The sequence below is a fragment of the Shewanella waksmanii genome (assembly GCF_043643685.1).
Classification (GTDB): domain Bacteria; phylum Pseudomonadota; class Gammaproteobacteria; order Enterobacterales; family Shewanellaceae; genus Shewanella; species Shewanella waksmanii_A.
The window spans coordinates 72351-91073 of record NZ_JBHZSN010000006.1 but is presented as its reverse complement, the minus strand read 5'-3'; the positions used below and the strand labels follow the sequence as shown (position 1 = coordinate 91073).

The window sequence follows — 18723 nt, the reverse complement described above, 5'->3', positions numbered from 1 at the left end:
CATCGACTGAATGGCTTAGCGATTATGTATCCATGCCGTAAACCTCTGCGATTAAAAAGTGGGGGTTGATAAAAAAAGCGAACCATAAAGGTTCGCTTTTTATTTGAGAAGGAAGCTTTAGTTATGTTGGCGTTATAGCCTGATTTTTACTCCCGCATAATATTTTCTGCCGACACCATCATAGAGTAGGCTGCCGGTATTTAACCCCGGTAGTGCTGGTGGTGTTTCATTGGTTAAGTTGTCTACGCCAGCATACACACTGATATTATCATTGGCGCGATAGTTGAGGTTAAGACTGTGATAAGTATAGGCACTGACTTTATTGTCGAACCATTCCGGATACTCGCCTTCTGCAGGGTCATTGTCAAAATCACTTTCGCCAATATAGTTCATCGTCCAACTCGCAGTGAAGTCTTCAATGCGATAGACAGTTGTGAATAAGCCGCGAATGTGTGGGGTACCGACTTCGCCAGCTTGTTCATCGACATCTTCAGGAAATTCGACATTGGTTTGGAACTGGCGTTTATTGAGGTAGGTACCTTTTAGGTTAAAGTTAAGCTCACCAAACTCTGCCAGTGGTAAACGGTAGTTGGCGTCGATATCTGTTCCAGATGCAGAAAAGTTGGCGACGTTGATAGATTGGGTTGCAACATTAATGATCTGATTGTTTGCATCGCGAGTCACTAAACGACAATACTTGTCATCAAGGGCGCTGCCATCCACACAGTTGCCTAAAATATCTGTGGCTGAGTAGGTAGTGATAGCATCATCAATACTGATGTCCCAATAGTCGATAGCAAAACTAAGATTTGGGGTAGGGTTGAACACCACACCCACGGTTAGGGTATCAGCCGTTTCAGGTTTCAGATCTTTGTTACCGCTGGTTTTAATACCACGGGTACCGAACTCGGCACTGGATTGGAAATCACTGCCCATGCCCAAGGCGGCGCAGTTTGCCATCCGGTTAGCTGGATTGGGGCCTTTGCTTTGATTATCAGCGTGACAAGGGTCGACCATATTACCGCCACCGACTTCTTCGGGCGAGAACAGCTCGCTGATGTTTGGTGCTCGCACGGCGTGTGAGTAGGTCGTACGTAGGCGCACCTCTTCAACAATGCCCCAGTTTAGCCCTGTTTTCCAAGTGGTAGCACCGCCGGTAATGCTGTTGTCGCTGTATCGAGCTGCAAGATCTAGCTCTAAACTATCAATACCTGTGACATTGTCGATAAGTGGGATCAGAGTTTCAGCAAAGATTTCCGCAACATTAAAGCCGCCATCAGTGACGCCCAAATAGGAGTAACTTTCTACGTTCACGCCAGAAGTTGACCCCACTTGGCCGGTACCGACGACAGTGCCATCGGGTAAGGTTTGTGTGGTTTGAGTGAGTTCATCTGGGGTACTTTTTACTGATTCATCACGGTACTCGATTCCCACTGCAAAATCGACAGGGCCAGCGTCGAGTTCCATTAGCTGACCATCTAAGACGAAGTTAGCCACAAACTGGTCAATTTTTTCTTCGGTATGCAGATTAACCGCAACAAAATCCAGGGCTTCCTGTGAGGCTAAATTATTGATTGGGTTAAATGCTACACAGCCGTCACTGCTATCGCGGCACACTGCGTTACCATTGCCGTCATCAACTGCATCGAGTGCTTGATAGTATTTAGATAGCAACAGGTCTTGGTTGTAAATGTCGCCATTAGTTTGGCCATATTGTAAGTAAAAGCTATAGCCGTAATCGCCTAGCTCACCTTCACCACCAAACATAAACTGGGTGGTTTCCCTTGATGTTGTTGAGCGAACGCCCATGCCGACGACTGCTAAGGCGGCTTCGGTGTGCCCTGCGGCACTCAATGCATCAACTACCACTTGTGGGGCAAATGGGTTATCGATTGAAATGGGGATGAGTGGGCCAAAGTTGTCGTCATGAAAGACACTAGCTTGTCCTGAAGCGGCTGATTCTACCTTGCCGTATTTGGCTTCAGCAAAGATGCGGTGTTGATCGTTAATATCATAGCGGCCCGCGAGGTTGACCATTAGGCGCTCGTTTGGTGTTAGCAGGGTACTCGACTCCGACGTTCTAAAGCCGTCACCGCCATCACAAGGTACTGTGGTACAGTTTTTACCGGCGATAAAGGCGCGTGTTTCACCGCTATCACGGTCAACGGTATAGGTGTCATAACCATTCGGGCCGAATGGCTGGATAGGATCATCAGCAAAGATGGGATAAAACGCACCGCTTACTTGGGTGATGGGGATGGCAGGAAAGTTGCCTCCCCAAGGTGCCGCATGGTTGCCATCAAATAAGTAATCTTGGTTTGGAACATAAAATAACCCTTCTTCACTGAGGGCTTGATAGCGCTCGTCTTCGCGTAATATGCCTTGGCCTTCAAACGTGGCAAAAGCGGGGTTCTTATTGGCATAATCACGGGCGGTCATGGCGATCTCTTCTTGGTCAGAATAAGATGCACTGACACTAATGTTACCGCGATTTTCATTAAAGTTGGTTCCCCAACTTAGGGATAAATCTGTTTTATCGCCGTCGCCTTCAGCAGTTTGACCGTAGGAAGCATCCAGTTCAAAACCGTCAAAATCCTTTTTCATGATGAAGTTGACGACACCGGTGACCGCATCGGCACCGTAGATTGCGGATGCACCGCCAGTGATGATTTCCATTCTTTCTATCAGGGCTACCGGGATCATACCCATATTGACCGCAGCGGTATCAGCCGCACCAGCAACATGGCGGCGACCATCGACCAAAACCAGCGTTCTATTAACGCCTAGACCACGAAGGTTGGCTAAATCTAATCCGGCATTGTCGGTATTTCCACCATTTTGGAAGTTAGTGTTGCCACCGCCGATACCGTCCATAAGTGCAGGTAATTTATTCATTAGCTCAGCAATATTTTTTACCCCGAACTGAGCAATTTCTTCAGCGCCAATAATTGTGGTGGGAGTCGCCATTTGAGCGCTGTCGTGTTTAATCCTGGAGCCGGTAACCGCGATTCGTTCAACTTTGGCTTCGGCATCGTTTGATGACTGGGCAGCAATGAGTGTGGACGGAAAGGCAAAGCTGGCGGTTGCGAGCGCCAAACTCAGCTTAGATAGTGAAGACTGCATAACTTTTCTTCCTTTGTATTTATATTTTTTGTTATCCATTTCTTTGGGTAGAGAATCTGCCTAAAGACAATAATCTCAGTACAGCCTTAAAAATCTGAGAGTTAATCTCAGATTACACGTTGTTAAATAAATGTAAAGGTCATAGTGGCTTGACCAGCGTAATTTCTTGTTATTCAGCTTTTGGTTAAGCAAGTTTTTTTAGCACTAACTTATTGGTATTAATTAATTTGTTGCTGTTTTTGGTAGCATTTTTTAATAGCTATGGCATGCGAGGGGGAGGTATTGCAGCCACTTAAGGTGGCGAATGGCGTGTTTTTCTGCGTGAGACTAGGATATATTGTTTAGTTATCAGAGCATTGAATATTCTATCGTTTATGTTATTAGATTCTGCGGATATGGCCCGCTTAAATGAGCTTGGTGATGAGCTAAAGTCGACGCTTGGCGACGTTGTACAAACTTTTCCTGAGCGCTCTCAGTCAATCAGTGGCTTGAGTGAATTGTTGCAATATAATCGCTCAAATAGCCAACGTTTAATCAATGCGCTGAATAATAGCCAAAATGGTTTAGACGTGATTTGCCTATTACCTGGCGTATCCAGTTTAAACGACTTTTGTGCTAAGGCTGCGCAGCATCTTGATGGGACTAAGCTTGATGAGTTAACAAGGCTAATTGAGCTGTTTCAAACCAAGATAAAGCGTTATGCCCGCAGTCACTCTGAGCTAAAGCGATTAATAAGCGCAAGTACTGAGGCTAAGGATGATAAACCTAACCTGTCGCCTGCCAATAAACGAGCCGATCTGTTTAATGCGGCGAAGTCGCTGATTGGTGCGTCAGTCGACACGCTGTTTTGTAGTTATATTCTGTCCCATAACGCCAGTAATGATGAGTATTTACAAGAGACGGCTATGATTGCCAAACTGGGCAATGTTCATCAAAGTTTCGCGCCGCCTTTCGTACAATTTTATACTCATCCTCACCCCAATGACTTTACTAAACCAAGCCTAGTGACAGCAGATAGTGTGACGCAAAATGCCGGCTTTAGTATTGGTGTGGTAGATGAATACTCCACGCCAGGATTATTTGATGCCTATGCGAGTTATTCACCGAGTAACTCTGGTATCGTGTTTGAGCGCTTTAGCGACAACCGTCCATTTGATGCGACCTTTGTCTTTGATAATCCAGACGAGTTAGCTAACCCCATTACCCATAAGAGTCATTGTAGTTCCACTAGTATTTCAATCAAAACGCCAACCCGTAAGCTGGTGATGCTAGTGTTTTTAGAAAAGCACATTGATATGCGCAGTACGGTGAATGTCGGTTGTTATCAAGGCAATCAAAAAGTGGATGATGGTCATCTAAAAGCCACTGATATGTGGACAGAGCGGCTTCCGCAATTTCCTGATTTAAAAATAGTTAACTTGTTATCACCACAGATAAGCTCTGCAAGCGGTGTCGATGTGGTCGCGTTAACTGATTACCTGTTTCGTTATGCGCAGCGCGATAAACAGGGTTATATCTGTTATATGATGGAAGTCGACTATCCAATTTGGTCATCAACGTACCGGATATATTTTGAACATGAGTAATGGCAGCTGTTGATCTAGCAGCCATGGTTGCACGCTCAAGGCTGCTTGGAGCTTTGTGATAAACTATTGAGCAAGTGTGGCTGATTGCCTACAATAGCCGACGTTTATTGTTAACTATTAGAGCATGCTCATGAATGACACGACTGCACAACCGGCTTTACCTGATAGACTTTCTGTTAATCCACGAAGCAAGTTCCATGTTGCTGAGATTTTCGAGTTTGACATCGGTATCAAGGTCAATGGTAAAGAGCGTTACGATGTTGAAGAATATTGCATTAGCGAAGGTTGGGTGAAAGTGCCGGCTGGCAAAGCATTAGACCGTCGCGGTCAACCTTTGCTTATGACCGTTAAAGGCACCATCGAAGCTTTTTATAAATAACAGGTTTCTGTGTGTGATTAAAAAGCCGCTTTTAAAGCGGCTTTTTTTATGAGAAAGAGCTATTTGTGCATTTTTTCAATCAGTGCAGCTCGTTCATCGTAGTCTTCATGGCAACTACCGCAGCTATCTTTGGCAACATTCCATGGTTGCACATACATACCGTCTTTTGAAAAGTTCTCAGGGCTATCAGAAGCAAACTCTAAGTTGATTCTAAAGAAATGTTGGCTCTTTGGCATATGACAGGTGGTACACTTGGCCTCGTACTGATGCACTTCAAGTCCTGACCCAAACTGTTTTTCTCCGTGACAATCTAGACAAGTTTTTAGTAATGCATCTTCATGACCAGGCTGGTTTTCATTGGCTTTAGAACGGTGCGGGTTATGGCAGGTATGACAGGCCATTGCGTGTTTCTTGCCCGTTCTTTCGCCAGTATTGGCATCTAAACCTAACATCGCATCACCAGCGACTCGACCACCATCAAAATAAGGAATTGTGCGACCACCAATACTGTCGCCACCGAAGTCCTTATTGTGCTCGCTGACGAAGTCTGGGTAGTGACGATTGGTTTTTTTACTGTGGCATTCCGAGCAGGTGATGGCTAAACCGTAGCCCATGTCATCTTCTGTTAAATCAGCTGTAAGTCGACCTTTTGCTACGCGAGATATATCGCTCGCTGATTGTGTTTGAATATGTTTGCTACCTGCACCATGGCAAGCTTCACATTGAATACCAGGTTGGTTATAGGTACCACCAAAGCCTTTTAGACCATCTTGGCGGTGTGGATTAAGGTCTGAATCAGGCGTGAAATCTTTCCAGCCTGTTGAGTGGCAGATACCACAATCAAACTCTTGCGAGTCTGGCGCTGCAGTTGGCATGTATCCTTGCATATGATTAATAGAGATGTCTTCACCATTTTGCGGCATAGATACCGCGATTCCTGTGCCGGTGAAAATATAGCCATCTTTATCTAAAAAGTTCGCCCACGTATCGTAACCACCGATAACATAGCTAATGTCGTTCCAATCCTGTGGTGTCCCAGCACTATTGTTGGCGCCATACATCAATTCTACAGCCCCTTCTAAAGAGCTAAATGGGTATTCAGGTGCTTTACCATCTACAACTTTATTCAGTTTGAAGTTGTGCCCCGTTTCAAAGAATGTTTGCTTGTCACTGTGACATGATACGCAGGTTTGGGAACCTACATATTCAGCAATGCCTTCATCTGGTGCATTTACGGTAACTGTAACGGTGGTTGAGTCGCTGTTACCATGCGGATCGATGATGCTGTAATTAATTACTGTGGTGCCAGCTGTGTCTGCTAAATATAACAGTTGGTCGCCTTGTTGATTAACTTCACCACTACCTTCGGAAATTCGGTATTCACTGATTGTGAGCGCTTGTCCTTTAGGGTGATAGTCGTTGGCAAGCACATCAATGCGCACTTCGGTACCAACCCAAGCAATTGCCTTATCGGCGACCGCAACGGGGGCTGTGTTGTCTGATGAATCATCACTGCCGCAAGCAGTGACAGTTAACCCTAGTATTATGGCTAATGGAGCCGCTTTGTATAATCCCATTTCATCACTCTCTTTGTTATATATGCCGTTCTATGACGACATTGATTAAGTCAGTCGGAGACAATGGCTTTGTGGCCAACTGACGGGTCTAGGTTGCTGCAAAACTAGGTGTATAAAACCATCCAATACGGTTATCAGTTGTTTGCAGCAATGAGTATTTCTAGACCCAAAGAGTGCGGTGCATTCAATTACTGGGTTACTGGTTATAAGACTGATGGATAGCTTTAGTTGTAGTCGCTTATTGCTGACTCCATGCTGGTAAAAATCTGCGCTACTTGGTAACCACACATGTGAGCTATCACACATTTTTCTAGACTAGCCGACATTTTTTTCGTTATGCGATTGTCTTGTTTATCGACCTTATAGCCACTAAAAAAGTAAGGTTATTGGAACTCATCTTTTGTTAAAGGAAGTTTTTATTATTCCAATTATCCAAAAACCTCTGATTTTTAACATTAAGTTCTATTGCTGCACGGAAACAATCTAGAGAAGTGGCTTGCTATTGCTGAGCAAGTTCTGGTCATAAACCGCTAAAATGCCTTTCTAGAAAGTTTCTTTCTAGAAAGATAGTAGATGGCGTTCATCTTTCTAGCAAGATATAATCTAACGCTTAGGTAAAAAGTGAGAGGTAGAGCAAGTGGAAAAGTGCATGGAAGACATTTTGCAGTTAAATGAAGCGAACTGGCCCGAGTGTGCACAAACTTCATACCCTGCTTTATTAAGATTGACTCAAGTAAATAATATCTTTATCCAAATAATCAAAGAGTGTGTGGAGTCATTTGGCATACAAAGCTCTGATTTTAATTTATTGTGTTGCTTACGGCGCAACCCGGCTCCGCATACGTTGTCTCCGACAGATCTGTATCAAAGTATGCTTTTTAGTTCTGGCGGTCTGACTAAAGTGCTTACTCGACTACAACAGCAAGGCTACATTTCACGTTTGGATAACCCTGATGATAAACGCAGTAAGTTGGTGGTTTTGACTGATGAGGGTAAGTCTTTAGTAGAAACCATCATGCCAGTGTTACACCAAAGAGAAAAACAGATGCTGGCGAGCTTGTCGGCTTCTGATTTACAACAGCTAGACGGAATGATGCAACGCATCATGAATACCATGAATAGCGGCGAGCAACCATTTCCGCATAGAGTGCAGTTTATGGGGCCTAGCCGTAGTTAGTAAATTATTATATTCGTATAAAAAGCCGCTTTTAAAGCGGCTTTTTTTATGGATTAACGTTTACTGGGGACCACCACAATATTACTTCGCACTTTAGATAAAATGGCTTCTGATGTGTTGCCAATGATATGACCAAATATGCCTTGTTTCTGGTGGATCCCCATGACTAGGTATTGTGCTTTTAGTCGGCAGCTCAGCTCGAACAAACACATATCGGCATTGCCCGCTAAAATATGCACATTCTCGTTGTCTATCCCTATCTTGGCGATGGCCTCTTGGTGCTTATTGTAGGCATCTTTTACTAAGGTACGTATGTTGAGGATATCCATATCGCGAAGTATTTTCGGCACCCTAACCACATAACCTAAATGTAGCTCAAACCCGGTGACCTCAGCTAAGCGTTTGGCTTGGGCAATCACTTGCTCATTAAGGTGTTGTTTTTCCAGTTTGTTGGTGCCTAAATCTATCGCCATTAGTACTGAGCGCGCCTTATTCAATGGATTATTGCTCATTAACATCAATGGAACTTGAGTATGGCGGATCAGTTGCCAGTCGGCGGGTAAGAACTGATCGGAGTCATGAATTGATTTGACCATGAAGCTATGGCTTTCTGGGCGTACGTGTTGGCACGCATGCTCAGCAAGATTTTTACACCAGTTTTGAACAACTGGGGTGTCCATCGCAGCTAAGGTGTGTAATTGCTCTTGAATTGAGGCGAGTTCGTCGGCAAGGATTTGTGCCTGAGCTTTGCTGGCAATTTCATTGTCGTAGTAGCTTTCGCCGCTTAATGACTCATAACTATAGCAGCCAATTTCCGCTTGTAGATTGAGCTGTTTGGCTAAAGCTAGACCTGCGCTTATTGCATCGGTTTGATGCTGATCCTTCTGGGCGATGATGTAGAGCTTATCCATGCTAACCTCCTTACTTTGCTTACTAATTAACATAGCAAAACGATAAATATACAGCTTGATCTTTATCACTAAATCGCACGATAATTAGGCAGTATCCGCATGCGGGTGAGGTGTGTATGGCAGCCGACCAGTTTATTATCTCGTTATGCTTGATGTTGTTACTTGGCAAACTCTTTGCCAGCCTATTTGAACGCGTTCAGTTCCCAGCCGTGGTGGGAGAGATCACCGCAGGTTTAGTATTAGGCCCTACCTTATTAAATTGGATTTCCCCCAATCCGACCTTAGCGGTATTGGCTGAGCTCGGCGTTATTCTGCTGCTGTTTGCCATTGGCTGTGAAACCTCGATTAAACATTTAGCACGCGCCGGCCGTCCCGCCGTTGCGGTTGCAACTTTGGGGATTGCGGTGCCGTTTATTGCGGTGTCGTTGGCGGCATCGGTGTGGCTGACTGAGTCGGTATTTACTGCCATTTATCTGGGGTGTGCATTAACGGCCACGAGTATTGGTATTTCTTTGCGCGTATTGAGTCAGGCGGGGCAGTCACAAACGCCGGTTGGGCATATTATTCTTGGTGCGGCGGTTATTGATGATGTCGCCGGCGTGATTTTGTTGAGCTTGCTATTTAATTTTGCCAGCCAAGGCGAATTTAGCTTGCTGGCTGCGCTTGTGTTAATCGCTAAGTTACTGCTGTTTTTGCTGCTCGCCCCGCCGCTCGCCCGCGCTATGATGTATGTGGCTCGCGCAGTTCGGCCATTGGCCGATAAATCAGGTTATGAAGTTATCATTACTTTATCACTAATTTGCCTGTTTGCTTGGTTGGCACATCTTTTTGGCGCGCCCGCTTTACTGGGTGGTTTTGCCGTAGGCCTTGCCTTGAGTCGTCAATTTGTCTCCCCAGTTAACCGCTATCTGGTGAACCCATTTAAGTTCAGTCAAAGCATGGAGCTTTCTACTAAATCCTTAGTGGAGGTGTTTGGTCCACTGTTCTTTGTTTATGTAGGAATAAGACTGGATTTAAGCCAACTTGATTTCACCGTAGCAGGCATGATGCTGTTGCTGTGTTTCTCTTTGCTGGCCATAGTCTCTAAGCTTGTGAGTGGTTATGTTGCCGGGAAAAACTGGCCAGCCAAAGCCGTGATTGGCAGCGCGATGGTACCCCGTGGCGAAGTTGGTTTGGTGTTCGCAGAACTAGGCCGGCAAATGGGGGTGATTGATATTAAATTGTTTACTGAACTTGTGGTGATTATTGCCATTACCACGTTGGTAGGGCCGATTTTATTGAAGTGGAGTTTACAGCGTTTATCACAAATCCAATAGCTGATTAATTAGTAAGCAATGAATTAGTTTCAGGTCATATTTGCACATCACTGTGTTAAGGTAGAAAATCGCTAAAAAGTGCTGCAAAAATAGCCATTCAGAGGTGGTTAACTATCACTTTTTAAGTAATAAATCATATTCATGTTGTAGGATGTTGTCAGCAGGTAAAAAAGTGTGTGCCACCGCAGCATTTTTGTCAGATTTTATCGCTATCATCTGCACCAGGCTACATATGGTTAATTTATCACAAGGAGTATCTATGTCCCTTAGCCATCAGCAAAAAGTGTACATACCCAAGGACGTTCGCAGCAATCAGTACATTACTGCAGAAATTAAAGTAACGGATGCATTACTAGCTCATTATCCTGATTACAAAACATGTTACCAAACCTTGAGCCAAGCTATTTTCGCGCTTGCTGATCAAGAAGAAATTCGCAACATTCACGTTATCACTAACGACAAATTGCCCGTGGTACGCTTTCATACTGAAGCCTATTGTTTCCCCACTGCTGAGCAGATCATCTTTTTCTATAATCCTGAATACCACGAGTCACAAACTCTGCACAGCAAAGATGATTACCGTGCGAGAAAGATCCGTATCGTATTTTTAGCTACTGGCGATGAAATTCGCAGTAACTCAGCGACTTTCCATGCTAAAGCGCGGGATTTTGTGGCCAAATTAATGCCGCAATTACCTGAAAAAGATTTGGTTGTGAAGGTGCGCGACCATCAGCATTTATCCTATGATTTGTTTGCGAAAGCTAAGGGCAACAAAGAAACTCACGCTTATAAGTTACGTGCCATTGATCGCCGTTATAAAGCCCGTAATTGCCCGCTGCCTGAAGGTCATGGATCTATCTGTTATGTCACGGTCAAACTGCCACTAAGCCGCATGCTAAAGCAGGCCATTTTACCGGCCAATACTGATGATTTTGCACCGCTATATCAAAAGCTTGAAGACAGTTTTGTTGAAGCGGCGGCCTCCAAGCAGCTTAAGCGGATTGCTATGGTTGCCAATGGCTTAACTCCCTTGGTTCGTAACAGTAAATACGATCAAGTAGACGGTACCGATGAGGTGCAGATGTTAGGTTTCGACCCTAATATCGATGAGCAGCAATTTATTCGTCATTGGGATGCCAATAAACTGGTAGAAATGGTGAGTTTCACTATCGTTGCAGGGCAAAAAGATAGCAAAGATGCCGGCTATGGCCGCTTTATGAATAATGTTGAAGACGCGCTGAAGCGCTTTACTGCTCAGTTAGAGCTAGATAAATCTCGACAAGATTTGATTGTACGCTTCCATCAGCATATTAGTTATCAAGCACCGGCTCAATTAACTGAATAATCGATAGTTGAATCGGCAAGCCCTTTTACCTTGTGTAGGTAAAAGGGCTTTTTATTTGCAGCTATTTAATCGCACAAGTAGCGCTTGTACGGTATTTAGTATAATGACATGTGTCAGTGACGACAGCTCATGAAAACAGTTACTATTTAGCATTTTGGTGCTTGAGTTAGCAACGCTAGAGGGGCTGCAGCAATATGAATAAACAACGCGCTATAGCGGCAGAGAATGGCATTACGGTTAGATTGCCGTCGCTCATTCATCGAATTGGCCGAGATGGCGTCAATCAAGCCAGAGTATTGGCAACCCAGTACCGATGTCAGCTTCAACGTGTTAGGCGTTCGCGACACTGGCAACTCATGGGGGAAGCTTGTGAAGTGCAATCTTTGTGTTTGTATCTAAAGCTGCAACCTGAATCATGGGGCTATTTAATCGCTAAGCTTGATGCAGAACTTGCCTTACACGGTGACAAACTTGTCTCCATTGAACAGCGACTAAACCAGTTAGTGTTGGCGAATCCAAGCATTACATTGGCAGAATTGATGCTGCAAACGGATTGCACGCTGGCGCAAGCTCGAATGGCAAGGATGAATACAGAGATATGATGTACCACATAGTGGTACATCATTTTAGTTCATTTATTGCTGAGACTGACCTATGGCAGTGCAATATAAACGGCCACCGTACTGGTCAAAACTGATGCGATGCTGCACTGTGGTGACATCGGAATATTGAGCACGCAATTGATTTTCAGCATTAGCGCAAAGCTGATTATGATCAGCAGGAACGCTTTGTGATAGGGTGACAGATACCGTTCGCCACCAATCTCCCGCTGTAGCGAAACCTGCAAATAGCATAGATGAGGTAAGTACAGCAGCGGCGACCTTTGATGAATGTTTCATTTTATATTCCTTTATTTTTGTCTTGTAATATTTTTCAGGCAGTACTCCTTTATCTGCCTGGTAATTAACCTAACGTTAATATGACAGCGCTGTCAACACCGTTGTTAGCATCAATGATTTTGGGGCCGTTGACGTATTGGCTTGTGTATTTAGTCTACATAGCCCTGATTATTTCAGTGCTCGCTTAAGCGCATTACGCCAATTTTGATGTAATGCATATTAGAGAGACTCACAGCCATTGTAACCCGTCGAAAAGTTGGCACGTGGCAATGGGGTGTTCTCTGGATTAGGACTACCGAGTTTGAATGAGGCTTCATGGTCAGTGGTTTCAATAGCTACATGACCTGGAATAATGAAGCAGAAAGACGGCCAATTGTCGCGAGTGTCTGCTTGTAAACTCGCGCCCACCAACGCAAAGGACAAATTAGTTTGGCCAACGGTTGCTTTAAATTTTTGTAATAATAGGTTTCTATCTTGCTCTCGTTCTAGATCAATTCCTTCATCATCATGGTTATAGTAGGGCTCGATTAACACACTTTCGCCAGTGCAGGTGTCTGGGTCGTTAAAGTTAAAAATCACCCTAAGTGGAGGCAGTGGCGCAGATGCGACTTCAATAGGGCTCGGTTGGTCTGGAACACCAATGAGGTAAAATGTGATGCGACTAGTCTCATCTGCCGCTTGATACTTTCCGGCAATGGAAAAGTTACCGGCATGAACGAGTGCATTTGGGTAACCGATCGCCTCGCTATTGTCCGTCGTGGTTAATTGACTTTCACCAAACTTTACCATTAACTCGATGGCGTTTCCCGCTTCACCATATTGCTCTTTGAGCTGTTGTAGCGCAGTTAGCGAGTTTGGAAAAGACTCGCCGTCTTGCTCATTAATCACAATTGCGGAACCTGCATCGCTGCTGCGAAGCGTTTTTACCATGTTTAATGAACCAATACTGGTTGAGTGGCAGGTGCCGATTGTGTCTTCATCATTACTGTAGATAAAAACGCTATTGGTAAGGCGCTCTGGTGTATTTTTCTGATTGACTTGCTGCTGGCCTGTGAGTGACAAGTTACTGATTGGTGCTGAAAAATTTGCGCCTACAACGCCCATACCGAGATGGTGTTCACTGTTGCTTGAAACTTTCAAAACTTGCCGCTCTGGGACATTAATGCATGCCGAAGTGAATAATATAAAGCTTAGATATAAGAGGTGTTTAGCTTGAGATAATTGAATGTCCATATTCGTATCCTAAATAGTGAGTTAGTGATAATAGATTTAAATCGCGAAAGTCGACCTAAATGGGCTATTCACAATGTTCAGCGACTCCTTTCGCTGCCAGAAATGTAGTTATGTATTTGCTCAATTTCAAATCAGTGATCTTGCTTTTATGCACTAAAAGGAGGGCGTGAAGCGCAATTATCAAAGTCAGCATTCATACTCTTGACTGAACCTCTACTGTAAATTTTAACCCATTTGGCTATGAAAACACGATATGGCCTATTTAGTGTCGACCATATGGCTGATTTTGTTTAAACCTTGCAAAGTTATGCTGGCGAACATGGACGTTTGTACTAGTTTTATCCCCAAGCCAGAAAAGCCTAGCAGCTTATTGGTGGTATACCGAATCAAGGATTAAAGCATGCCAGTTAGTGGTGTGTGGAAGCTAAAAACAAAGTCATTAGGGAAGATAAATCATGCAGTTCAAAACAGTAGCGTCGCTAAGTCTGATAGCGGCATTCGCCTCCTCCAGTCTCATGGCTGAGCAAGCCGAAATAAGATCAGCCAAATACCAACAAAGTAACCAAACCTTGACGGTGAAAGGCCGGCTGGAACGGGATAGAGGCTCAAGCTCGCCTAATAGAGGTAACAAGCTGGTAGAAGTGGTTGATGGTGCCAACCCCAATGTCGTGTTGGCCAGCATCCAGGCAAAGCGTTCGTTTAGGGCGAGAATAGATCAAAGTGACTTGGCTTATATGCCCTGTGAAATTGGTGTCGTAGTCGAGGGAAATATAGATGATATTGTTTATGCACCCATCGTCGATGCCCCAGCTCAGTGTGGGGGCTATGCAACGACATTAACAGGTCTTATTACCGATGAGCCGATCCCCTATGCCACTGTGAGTGTCACCATTGGCGGGCAAACTTATACCACCACGGCTGATGCCAATGGTGCCTACAGTTTAGATATTGTCACCGCTAATTTAGACGAGTTGTTGGTGATTGAATCATCGGCAATCAATGAGCAGACTGGTGATGAAATTAACTTTGTGAATATGGTCGGTAGTTTTTCGCGAGTATTATCAGATCCCGATCCCGTCAATGTGACTAACGTGACCACTGCCAGTTATGCGTTAGTGGTGGAAGCTAATGGTGGCAGTGCACCTACCACTGCAGAGGAACTCGCAACAGCAGAAACCGCGGTGGATGCGACAGAACTCTTTGAGTTAGCGGCCGTGATCAAGCTCATCGTTGATGACCCAAATTACAGCTTACCGGACGGTTACGACAGTGTATTGGATTTAGTCAGCGATGAAGCGGCAGTTGATGCCTATATTGCTGCAACGCCACAAGAGGACTTAAACGCGGCAGTGGAAGACATTTTATCTGATAGTGAACTTGTCGCCGGGTTTGATTTGCAAGATATTCCTTCTCTTTACTACGCCATTGCGGTAACTACGCCTGGTTACATAGCACGAGCAGGGTCTGCGTTAGAGTTCGATACTGTTAATGCCACGGGTAATGCTTTGAGTTTTAGCTCTCCCACAGGCCAACCGCTTAATCAAGCTTTCACTTGGCAATTAAATAATGGCCGTATTGAGGTTGTTTACACCTCTCCTGAGGCGGTAGAAGAACTGGTGTCAGAGATTGAAGATGTTACAGACGATGCGCAGGAGATTACTGCATTTTACGCCGCTGGTGGTGTGAACGAAGACTTTTTTACCGAACGTACAACGACACAACGTGCCTATACGCGAGTTGTGGATGGTAATTTGGTCGATGTGGTGTCTGTCGAGGTGCGCAGCACCTTAGTCACTCCGCCAATTACGTTGGCCGATGGCAGCGTATTAACTATCGCTGCGCCTAAGTTGGTTATAGGTAATGAAAATGAAACCTTTAGATCGAGTCTAGATATTACACCTATTGCTTTTGAAGCTAGTTGCACTAGCGGTGTGACCTGTATTCAAGGGGATTGGGGCGGCGTGTACCATTATTCAGAAGGGCCACGTGTTTATGATGATTATATCTTCCCAGAGTCTGCCTATGCGGAGTTAATTACCTTTGCAGCAGATAATACCACAGAGGGTGAAATCTCCGGTGTAAGTGCAAATTGGGCGCTCGATAATGAAGGTCGCTTAGTGATTACTTACGCAAATGGCATGGTGCAGACAAGTCAGATATTGGACCAAAATGCACTAGAGTTTGGCGTATTCTCAAGCTTTGAAAATGGTAGCGAGCGATTTGCTAGTTATGATATTTGGGTTAGAGGTGACGATAACTTTGCGCTAGATACCAACTACTTGTTACCTACAGCGGTAACGCGTTTCTGGGCTGGTGAGGTTAATACTTGGATTCCAGGATCAATTGAAGCTAATGGTTTAGTCATTCCTAGCCGCTTATGGGGGTGGGCGTTCACCGTGACCGATGTTTCCAATACCTTTGCTACGCAATGGAGTGATCCCGATAGTAACGGTGAAAGTACCTTAGCGTTTGTTTCTCAGCCCCCTGTGAGCTTTATTGAAAATGCCAATTCAATCGTTATCAATCGATTTGATTTTGCTAAGCGCTACTGGTTCCCAATTGCCAGTACAGTGATTGATGGTGAGCGGGTGTTTTACGTGATTGAACGCGAGGAGCGAGATGCTGAGATTTGGTATGGCGGTGAGCCTGGATTTAAGACTTTCATTCCTTCGAGAATGAACATCGAACGTGAGCGTGATATGGCTGATTATACCAATATCGTACGTTAGCCTTAATTAAATTATTACATCTTAATTGAAGCACCTTTAAATTACGTTGAAGGTGCTTTTTATTTGGTTGTTAGTTTTGAGTTTCTTTTTTATGTTGTTGGTATTTTATTTTTATTGGATTGGGTTTTGTTTTATTTTGTTAACTATTTAATGTTCGTTAAATACTGTTTTAATATTATTTTAAGGTTGATTTTAAAATGCTTGGTTTTGTTTTTTGTTGTTTAAATTTGACCTTGTTTATAGTGTGATTGACTTCAAATAAATAGCTTAAAAAATAAACGCTTTATGATTGGGTGATGAATTAGCCTTGCATGTATTAGCAGTGATTCCTATGGAAAGTACCTTTAAGTATTTAATTGATTTTGTTTGTTATATTTGTTCTTTTCTCTCCTGTTCTCTGTTTGGTAGCTATATTTATCATAGTTTTTATTCAATTCTGTTATATGTACGCTTACTGAATTAATAGCTTGTTTAAATGATTTTTACCCCTAAGGGGGTAGAGGTATTTTGGCGGTTTTTGATCGGTGGCAAATTATTGTTTCTGGTTAGATCTAGATCACGCCTGTTTAGTGTATTACTAGGTTTGGTTATTGGTTGTGATAATAATTTAGTTAGTTCAAAGCGGCTTTTTGAATTTTTAGTAATGAAGTGTTATTTGCTAAATATAAAAATAATCCCATCGAGGAGTGATGTATGAAATTGAATAAACTAACTGCTGCTATTATTGTTTCAGCTGTATTCTCAGGAAATGCAATTGCTAAAGATAAAGATGTTGATCTTTATAATAGCGACAATTGGAAGTCGAGCTTCCCATCTCAGTATGAGACATGGGCTGAGACCGAGCAGAGTAATCCCGCATCTGGTCAACCAGACGACTTACTTGAAGCTAACCCTAATTTAGTTTCTGCATGGGCAGGTTATGGATTTGCTAAAGATTATAATCGAGCTCGAGGCCATCACTTCGCGTTGACAGATATTATTGAAACCTTGAGAACTGGCCACCCTACCGTTGCTCACGGAGAGGTTGTAGGTGAAGCGATGCCAGCGAGTTGTTGGTCTTGTAAAACACCAGATACCGCACGTATGTATGACAAAGTGGGAGAAGCTAACTTCTCTGACAATAGCTGGTCTACTTGGGGCCACGAAATGTCAAATACCATTGGTTGCGCTGACTGTCACGAGCTAGGTAGTGCAGATTTGCGTCTAAGCCGTCCTTATACCGATCGTGCTATGAAAGCGATTGGCTTGGATTTCTCGCAGCAAAATGCAGATATGCAAGCAAGCCAAACCTGTGCTCAGTGCCACGTAGAATATTACTTTGATGGCAAAGACAGTAAGAAAGTGCGCTTCCCATGGGATCACTGGGTTCCTGGTGTGAAAACTGATTACAAGAAAATTGTTAATTACAAAGGCAACGATGGCTTGTATGAAGGCTTCGCCGCAGAAGCGCAACTTGCCTATTATGATCTGATTAAATTTAATGATTGGACCAACGCGATTTCAGGCGCACCCATGTTGAAAGCTCAGCATCCAGAATTTGAAAACATGTTAGACCGTACTTCCCATGAAATGGACAGCCATATGGAATTTAGCTGTACCACTTGTCATATGCCTAAAGCTAAAAATGACCAAGGTGCGAAATACTCAAATCACAAAGTGACTTTCGAAGCTGAACAACTACCTAAAACCTGTTTAGGTTGTCACGATGGCGGTGATTTCAAAACGATTCTTAGTGAGCGTAAAGCGGAAATCAATAAACTCCGTTTTGAGCCAAATGGCACCGATCCTCGCCTAACTGAAGTGCATTTCAAAGCACAGGCGATTTGGGCTGCAAATGGCGTTAAAGGCTTAGATGCTGGCAAAAATATTGCTCAAGCTAAAGCTAACTATGAAGCTGCGCTAAAAGCAAACACGCCGTTGGCGAAAGAGATGAACAGCCTGCTAGTTAAAGTGCGTAATGCTCAGTGGTTCTGGGACAGTGCAACGGCTTCTCACGGTATCCATGCTCATAACCCAGCAGAAGCAATTCGTTTGCTAGAAAAATCAAACGGTATCCTTGATGCTGCGCTTAAAGAAGCTGATGCATTACTTGCGAAATATGCGCCTAACTACAAGTACGATGCAAGTAAATACGATACTAAAGCCAAGCTACAACCTTTAGCCGGCCTTAACTTAGAAGGTATGGAAAAAGCCAAGCAAAACTTTATTGAGCAACGTGTAGAGAAGGAGTGGCCAGCCGACCTGAAATAGTCAATCAGTAGCGTTAACCAACATCCCACCTCCATGTAAAAGTGCCAGTTAACTGAGTTAGCTGGCACTTTTTTCAGTTATTGGGCCGTTAATGATATTTCTTTTATGATTCTTTTTAAGTCTCAATTGTGAGCCTGATCTTTGTCAGTAATGCATTGTTAGTCGCGCTATCGTTTGCTCAATCGCTTAGTTGTTAAG

The 18723-nt window shown here is 43.9% G+C and carries 13 protein-coding genes; 8 read left to right on the top strand and 5 right to left on the bottom strand.

Going from position 1 to position 18723, the window contains the following annotated elements:
* Nucleotides 1-132: 132 nt before the first annotated feature.
* Complete coding sequence (locus tag ACHUFW_RS11010; RefSeq protein WP_394203030.1) at nt 133-3123, bottom strand: TonB-dependent receptor domain-containing protein; 2991 nt, start codon at nt 3121-3123, stop codon at nt 133-135.
* A gap of 374 nt (nt 3124-3497) precedes the next feature.
* Between ACHUFW_RS11010 and ACHUFW_RS11005 the strand changes: the two genes are divergently transcribed.
* Both ACHUFW_RS11005 and ACHUFW_RS11000 read left to right on the top strand, forming a co-directional pair.
* Nucleotides 3498-4709, top strand: coding sequence for a hypothetical protein (locus ACHUFW_RS11005; protein WP_394203028.1), 1212 nt, complete (start codon nt 3498-3500; stop codon nt 4707-4709).
* 130 nt (nt 4710-4839) lie between these two features.
* Nucleotides 4840-5088 carry a DUF3297 family protein gene (locus ACHUFW_RS11000; protein ID WP_394203027.1) on the top strand — a complete coding sequence of 83 codons (249 nt, stop codon included), beginning with the start codon at nt 4840-4842 and terminating at the stop codon, nt 5086-5088.
* 59 nt (nt 5089-5147) lie between these two features.
* Here the strand turns inward: ACHUFW_RS11000 and ACHUFW_RS10995 are convergent, their stop codons facing one another.
* A complete protein-coding gene (locus ACHUFW_RS10995) occupies nt 5148-6665 on the bottom strand; it encodes an Ig-like domain-containing protein (protein WP_394203025.1) in 1518 nt (505 codons plus the stop codon).
* A 649-nt stretch (nt 6666-7314) separates the two neighbouring features.
* Here ACHUFW_RS10995 and ACHUFW_RS10990 point away from each other — a divergent pair.
* A complete protein-coding gene (locus tag ACHUFW_RS10990) occupies nt 7315-7842 on the top strand; it encodes a MarR family winged helix-turn-helix transcriptional regulator (protein ID WP_394203023.1) in 528 nt (175 codons plus the stop codon).
* 53 nt (nt 7843-7895) lie between these two features.
* Here ACHUFW_RS10990 and ACHUFW_RS10985 read toward each other — a convergent pair whose 3' ends face one another.
* Nucleotides 7896-8753: a universal stress protein gene (locus ACHUFW_RS10985; protein ID WP_394203022.1), complete on the bottom strand. Its 858-nt coding sequence runs from the start codon at nt 8751-8753 to the stop codon at nt 7896-7898.
* Nucleotides 8754-8869: 116 nt separating this feature from the next.
* Here ACHUFW_RS10985 and ACHUFW_RS10980 point away from each other — a divergent pair, with 116 nt between their 5' ends.
* From ACHUFW_RS10980 to ACHUFW_RS10970, 3 genes are all read left to right on the top strand, one after another.
* Nucleotides 8870-10069 carry a cation:proton antiporter gene (locus tag ACHUFW_RS10980; RefSeq protein ID WP_394203020.1) on the top strand — a complete coding sequence of 400 codons (1200 nt, stop codon included), beginning with the start codon at nt 8870-8872 and terminating at the stop codon, nt 10067-10069.
* Between the two features lie 259 nt (nt 10070-10328).
* Nucleotides 10329-11414: a DUF3083 family protein gene (locus ACHUFW_RS10975; RefSeq protein ID WP_394203019.1), complete on the top strand. Its 1086-nt coding sequence runs from the start codon at nt 10329-10331 to the stop codon at nt 11412-11414.
* Between the two features lie 194 nt (nt 11415-11608).
* On the top strand, nt 11609-12016 hold the full coding sequence (locus tag ACHUFW_RS10970; RefSeq protein WP_394203018.1) for a ribosome recycling factor family protein: 408 nt from the start codon (nt 11609-11611) through the stop codon (nt 12014-12016).
* Between the two features lie 33 nt (nt 12017-12049).
* Here the strand turns inward: ACHUFW_RS10970 and ACHUFW_RS10965 are convergent, their stop codons facing one another.
* Both ACHUFW_RS10965 and ACHUFW_RS10960 read right to left on the bottom strand, forming a co-directional pair.
* Nucleotides 12050-12313: a hypothetical protein gene (locus ACHUFW_RS10965; RefSeq protein ID WP_394203016.1), complete on the bottom strand. Its 264-nt coding sequence runs from the start codon at nt 12311-12313 to the stop codon at nt 12050-12052.
* A gap of 219 nt (nt 12314-12532) precedes the next feature.
* The gene (locus ACHUFW_RS10960) at nt 12533-13546 is read right to left on the bottom strand and encodes a hypothetical protein (RefSeq protein ID WP_394203014.1); all 1014 of its coding nucleotides are present in this window, start codon (nt 13544-13546) and stop codon (nt 12533-12535) included.
* A 455-nt stretch (nt 13547-14001) separates the two neighbouring features.
* On the opposite strand from ACHUFW_RS10960, the gene ACHUFW_RS10955 reads away from it, so the two are divergent.
* Together ACHUFW_RS10955 and ACHUFW_RS10950 are read left to right on the top strand one after the other, a co-directional pair.
* Entirely contained in the window at nt 14002-16275 is a 2274-nt protein-coding gene (locus ACHUFW_RS10955) for a carboxypeptidase-like regulatory domain-containing protein (protein WP_394203012.1), read from the top strand.
* Between the two features lie 693 nt (nt 16276-16968).
* On the top strand, nt 16969-18525 hold the full coding sequence (locus tag ACHUFW_RS10950) for an ammonia-forming cytochrome c nitrite reductase subunit c552 (protein WP_394203010.1): 1557 nt from the start codon (nt 16969-16971) through the stop codon (nt 18523-18525).
* Nucleotides 18526-18723 lie beyond the last annotated feature (198 nt).